Raw genomic sequence first — 5,041 nt, 5'->3', positions numbered from 1 at the left:
ACCCCAAGGTGCGCATCGAGGCTTGCGTGGCGCGCAGCAGCGAGCTTCGCGAGCGGCTCGAACTCGGCCAGCTCGACTTGGCGCTAGCGTGGGACGCGGGCGACCAGCCGCTGTCGCCTCACGCCGAGCGCGTGGCGCGGCTTCCGTTGTTGTGGATCGGCCCGACGGCGCCCGAGCGGGTCGATGCCTCCTGGTGGACGGAACGCGAGCAACGCGGCCCCGGCGCGCGCCAGCCGAAGAGCAAGGAGCCGCTACCGCTCATCATGCTCGACGCGCCGTGCCCGTTGCGCGAGATCGTCGTCACCGCGCTCGACCGTGCCGGCCTGCCCTGGCGCCGGGCCTTCGGCAGTGCCAGCCTGGCTGCGCTGTGGGCCGCCACGTCGGCTGGACTGGGCCTAACCGTGCGCACGCCGTTCGGGCTGCCCTTGCATGTGCGCATGCTCGACCGAGCGGTGCTGTCGCTGCCAGCGCTGCCGCAGATCTCGCTTGTGCTGTATCGCGCGCAGGCCCATTCCGAGGCCCCGGTGAGCCGCTTGGCCACGCTGCTGCTGGAGGCGGTCCGCCAGCATGTGGCGCCCACAATTGCGCCCGAACGACCGAGGTAAGCGCTCTGCAATGTCCGCTTCCCGTCGGGTCGTAGGTCTGCAGGACGCGGTCGTACGTCACGATCGCGCCATATCGATCTTGAGGTCCAAAAACACCTCAAACGTAGCTGCTACATCGACCTTTCGCTCCCTCGTAACGGGCACCCATCATTGCCACACCGGCTGCTAAGCACGGCGAACGGCCTCACCTACTTAGTCGAGCATGAACGTAGCCGATTTGCTCGAACACCGGCGGTTGGCTGTATCTCGATCTCCTTCGATGCCCCGGTGCGTGCTTGCTAGCGTGCTTTGATGCGCTTTCTCGCCACCGCCGTGCTGAGCACGAAGCGATGGCTCTCATTGCCCGTCTCCACGATGTGGCAGTGGTGCGTGCGCCGGTCCAGCGGGATCGCCTTCGTCTTCGCGTCGCCGAACACGCTCGACCACTCGGCAACGTTCAGGTTCGTCGTGAATAGCACGCTGGTGTGCGCGTACAGCTTGGACAGCAGGTGGAACAGCTTGGCCCCGCCGGCCTGTCTGAACAGGGGGTCGTCTCGGAAAACGGAAAAATTCGTACGCTAGGCGGACCATAGAGGCCTGCCAGGCCCAACTGCAGCTCAACCTTGCCCTCTGTCCAGCGCCTCAATCACTTGCTGGATCGCGGCGGGGTCGAGAGCGATCCCCATATGGCCGACCTTTGGCACCGTACTTACCGCAATGTCCGGCCGAACCCCGTGAACCAGTGGCTCGAATTTATCTGCATAGAAGAACTCGTCATCGGCCCCTACCAGCAGTTCCGTGGGTTTGGTGATGTGACGCAGATTGTCAAGGTAATGCGCGTTATGTGTGAAATCCTCGCTGAGTCGATAGGAATAGAGCGGCGTCATCATGTTCCCCGGCGCTGCAGGCATGGCGAAGGCCAAAACCGGCAGCGACTCGAAACCATGAAGACCAAACCGGTCCAGAATGGTCAGCCCCACGTAGCGCGCCTTGAACGGTTTGGCAAGGCCGCCCGCTCCAGGGCGCACCGTGGGTGCATCACGCGCCAACAAGGGCGACAGAAACACATACCGGTCGAATAGCGCGCTATCCGGTCCGCCTGCAAAACGCAGCGCCAAGCCACCGCCGGCCGAATGCCCCAGCAGCGAGACGCTGGCGTCTGGCTGGGCCTGGTGCACAAAGCGTGTGAAGTCGGCCACATCGTCTTGCAGCTGGCCGATGTATGCGATGTCGCCGCTGGGCCCGGAGCCCCCGTGACCGCGCATGTCCGGCACGTAGACCGTGTATCCGGAAGCCTGAGCGGCCTTGGCCAACGCATGAAGCATGAAGCTGCTGCCAGCCGCGCCGTGCAGCATCACCACTGCTTTTTCGCCCTGGGCCGGGTAGACGCGATAGGCCAACGCGGCCCCGTCGCGCGCCCGAAACGATTGGAGCGGCGGCTGGTCGTGAAAATTGATCTTCTTAAAAGGCCCGTCGACGTCCGCAAGGGGAGGAGGCAAAGACGAGGTTCCAAAGGCAATCATCCCGGCCAAGGCGAGGGTGGCGAGGACGATGATGGCAACGATGAAGGCGAAAAGTCTTGTCGCGATTCGGGACGGTGTCATGTCAGAGGTGTTTCAAGGGATGGGTCAAAGCGGCTCGATGATGCCGACCGGCAACTCGAGCTGTACTGACAATGAGACGAATGGTGGCTGTGCGTGCTTGAAATGCATTCCTGCGGTGCCGGTCGCGACGGGATCTCCGGGCGACCATCGTTGTGCGGCATCACGACCGCCAGATTGATATCTCCTTGGCGTTGGACAAAGCCACGCATACTTCGCTCAACTTGATGCCAAGAATCAGAGCCAGCCACTTCGCGACGGTCTTCAGATCGTCTATGTTCATAGTTGCTTTACGACTCGGAGGGAGGTGACCGGTTTGGCCCGAAACTTGACGTTCGCGTCGCTGAGTTTCACTGCCCAGTAATCGACAGCAGTCACGGTTTCCCGATCCCAATATCGATCACCGTGCGCGGCGACTGTGAACGCATGCCGTCCTCCGCCAATTGATTGAGAGCGGGCCCGAGCGCATCCCTTTTGGGAAAGTGAGACGTTTGCCTGCGGGTGCAGGCGCGAAAGCAGATTTCGGGCAAGATCGTTTTGTGTCCAATCGTTTGGTGAATGCTCCGCAGATCATCCGCCGCCGCCCAATGGCGCGGTTGATGGCGATTTTCTTGGCTGCGCCCGTCGCGTTTTCACAAGCATCGCACGCCCAGAATGACGTAGAGCGCGAGCGCACCTTGCGGCGCACTACGACCGTAGGGCAGGAGGTACGCGTCTTTACATATACCGAGCACCGCTCGGACTGCAGCCAAGGACCACAGCCGAGCGTCAAAGTATTGACACCTCCAGCGCACGGCCAAGTCGCTATTCGCTACGCCTCTGTAGTACAGGGACGATCACGTTTTGGCGCCGTCGATTGCAGCGGTCTCACATTGATGGGGCAGGCGATCTGGTATCTGCCCGATGCGGCGTTCACCGGCACAGACAGCTTCGACTATGAGGTTGGGCAGGGGAACGGCGTCGCGCATGACACTGCGAAGGTCGAGGTCAGGCCCTGAGTGAGATCGTGCTACTCGATCAATTTGGGGCAATGTGACACACGACCGGTCTTGACCGATTGCGGCCTAAACGCCTAAGAAATTCTTGATCAACCACGACGCAGCCAGTGAAAAACCGATGGCAAAGGACGCGTTAATCGCCTCGCTTGTCTGCGCGCGTTGAATCTTGACCCCCAATCCGTAATTGCCATATTTAGCATCCTGAATCGCCCCGGCTTTGAACTGACCCCCAGAAGTTGGACGAACTTCAAGGAGTCCCATGGAGAAGTACGAGACAGAGTTCAAGCTCCAGGTCGTCAATAGCTTTCTAGAAGGTGAAGGCGGCGCAAAGCTGTTGGCGCGGCGGTGGAACGTGCCCGAGGAGAAGATCCGTACCTGGGTGAGTCGTTACCGACTGCACGGCATTGACGGGTTGCGCCCTAAACGCAGCGCCTACAGTTCGGAATTCAAGCTGCAGGTTCTGTCACATCAGAACCGTGAACGACTGTCGAGCCGGCGGGTAGCCGCCATCTATGACATCCGCAATCCGAACCAGGTTGTGGTCTGGAGACGCGACCTTGCTGAAGGCGACGCGCAAGATCTGGGGAACACCATGCCAAAGCCAGATACAAAGCCAGAACAACATTGCTCAGACACATCGCCCAAGGCCGTCCCCGATTCGGCGGACGCCTGCGCGAAGAGAGCGCGCGGCTGCGCGCGGAGGTCGCGTACTTAAAAATAGTGCACGCCTTGATCCGGGCGAAGAGATCAGTTGCGCCGACAAAGCGCGCTTTAACCTTACCCCTGGAATCCGTACCCCATCGCCGAGTTCATGAGCTGGCTTGCTGTGGCTGATTGGCAAGCCAGTCCCGCTCGAACTGCATCGGGCTGACATATGCCAGCGTCGAGTGCAGCCGGTCGCGGTTGTACCAGAGCGGCCAATCGATGGTTTCGTCCTTCGCCTCGCGCTGGGTCTTGAATCGTTTGCCGTGCAGCCGCTCCACCTTCAACGACCCGAAGAACGTCTCACTGCAAGCGTTGTCCCAGCAGTTGCCCTTTCGGCTCATCAAGCTGGTGATGCCGTACTCGGCCAGCATCGCCCTGAAGTCGTGGCTGGCGTACTGGGCGATGCTTGCGCATCGCGGGGTAACGAAAAGCATGAGCCGAAGAGGCAATTGCTTTGACAATGCTGTGATCGAAAGCTTCTTTGGCACCCTCAAGACGGAGTACTTCCACCTTGAAAAACTTGGCGACGTTGATGAGCTCGAAGCGGGCGTGAATGAATACATCTACTACTACAACCACGAGCGGATCAAGCTCCGATTGAAAGGGCTCAGCCCGGTGCAATACCGGTTGAGAAACACCGCCTGATCGGCGGGATCACAATGTCCACCTTCTGGGGGTCAGTTCAAAACCGAGGCGATTCACTACGTCGTTTGGGCTGGGCGATACCCGACTCCGAAATGGACCAAGGAAAGTCTTAAGGAAGGGTACGACGTGCCGAGTAAGTTTGTCGATGGCGTCGAACACTTCCACGCCGATGACATCCCCAACACTGGGTCACGACAGCGGTGCGCCCAGTTGGTTGCCCTCTTCAATCGAGTGCACGCATTTGCGGCGGCGGTCGCCTAGCGTTTGAGATGCTTCCCCCGCATGAACCGACCTGCAGGGAGCGGTCGTGGAAACCAACGCGGAAACCACAACTTGGAAACTTGGTCTTCCGCCGCGTACGCGCGCCAGTGCGCGCACGTACAAAACGGAGAACGGCGACCGCGGGGTATGTCGAGAGCTGAGGGATCCCATCTGAGGCACCTCCGCTATGACCCAAGAGGCACTTCAGCGCCCGCCAGCACCACCTCCACCGCCACCACCCCCGGCT

General features: G+C 60.7%; 4 protein-coding genes and 3 pseudogenes. 4 read left to right on the top strand and 3 right to left on the bottom strand.

Annotation, left to right across the window (positions count from 1 at the left end; translation table 11 throughout):
* On the top strand, positions 1-605 hold a 605-nt coding region (locus QN397_RS26355; RefSeq protein ID WP_323502472.1), incomplete at its 5' end, for a LysR substrate-binding domain-containing protein.
* A 278-nt stretch (positions 606-883) separates the two neighbouring features.
* Here QN397_RS26355 and QN397_RS26350 read toward each other — a convergent pair.
* Together QN397_RS26350 and QN397_RS26345 are read right to left on the bottom strand one after the other, a co-directional pair.
* A pseudogene (locus QN397_RS26350) lies at positions 884-1,126 on the bottom strand (ATP-binding protein); the annotation flags it as partial.
* A 75-nt stretch (positions 1,127-1,201) separates the two neighbouring features.
* Positions 1,202-2,188, bottom strand: coding sequence for an alpha/beta hydrolase (locus QN397_RS26345; protein WP_323502470.1), 987 nt, complete (start codon positions 2,186-2,188; stop codon positions 1,202-1,204).
* A 488-nt stretch (positions 2,189-2,676) separates the two neighbouring features.
* Between QN397_RS26345 and QN397_RS26340 the strand changes: the two genes are divergently transcribed.
* Together QN397_RS26340 and QN397_RS26335 are read left to right on the top strand one after the other, a co-directional pair.
* Entirely contained in the window at positions 2,677-3,183 is a 507-nt protein-coding gene (locus QN397_RS26340) for a hypothetical protein (protein WP_323502468.1), read from the top strand.
* A 259-nt stretch (positions 3,184-3,442) separates the two neighbouring features.
* Positions 3,443-3,898, top strand: a complete 456-nt coding sequence (locus QN397_RS26335) for a transposase (protein ID WP_323502467.1) — start codon at positions 3,443-3,445, stop codon at positions 3,896-3,898.
* A 94-nt stretch (positions 3,899-3,992) separates the two neighbouring features.
* Here QN397_RS26335 and QN397_RS26330 read toward each other — a convergent pair.
* Positions 3,993-4,289: pseudogene (locus QN397_RS26330) on the bottom strand (transposase); the annotation flags it as partial.
* Here QN397_RS26330 and QN397_RS26325 point away from each other — a divergent pair.
* Positions 4,282-4,533: pseudogene (locus tag QN397_RS26325) on the top strand (IS3 family transposase); the annotation flags it as partial. The pseudogenes QN397_RS26330 and QN397_RS26325 overlap by 8 nt on opposite strands.
* Positions 4,534-5,041 lie beyond the last annotated feature (508 nt).

The sequence above is a fragment of the Variovorax sp. RTB1 genome (assembly GCF_035018765.1).
GTDB lineage: Bacteria > Pseudomonadota > Gammaproteobacteria > Burkholderiales > Burkholderiaceae_C > Variovorax.
The sequence above is the reverse complement of the archived record's forward strand: the minus strand, read 5'-3'. Positions and strand labels throughout refer to the sequence as shown.

Coding starts and splice junctions, on each gene's coding strand:
- QN397_RS26335 (WP_323502467.1), top strand. CDS start 3,443: ATGGAGAAGTACGAGACAGAGTTCAAGCTCCAGGTCGTCAATAGCTTT.
- QN397_RS26345 (WP_323502470.1), bottom strand. CDS start 2,188: ATGACACCGTCCCGAATCGCGACAAGACTTTTCGCCTTCATCGTTGCC.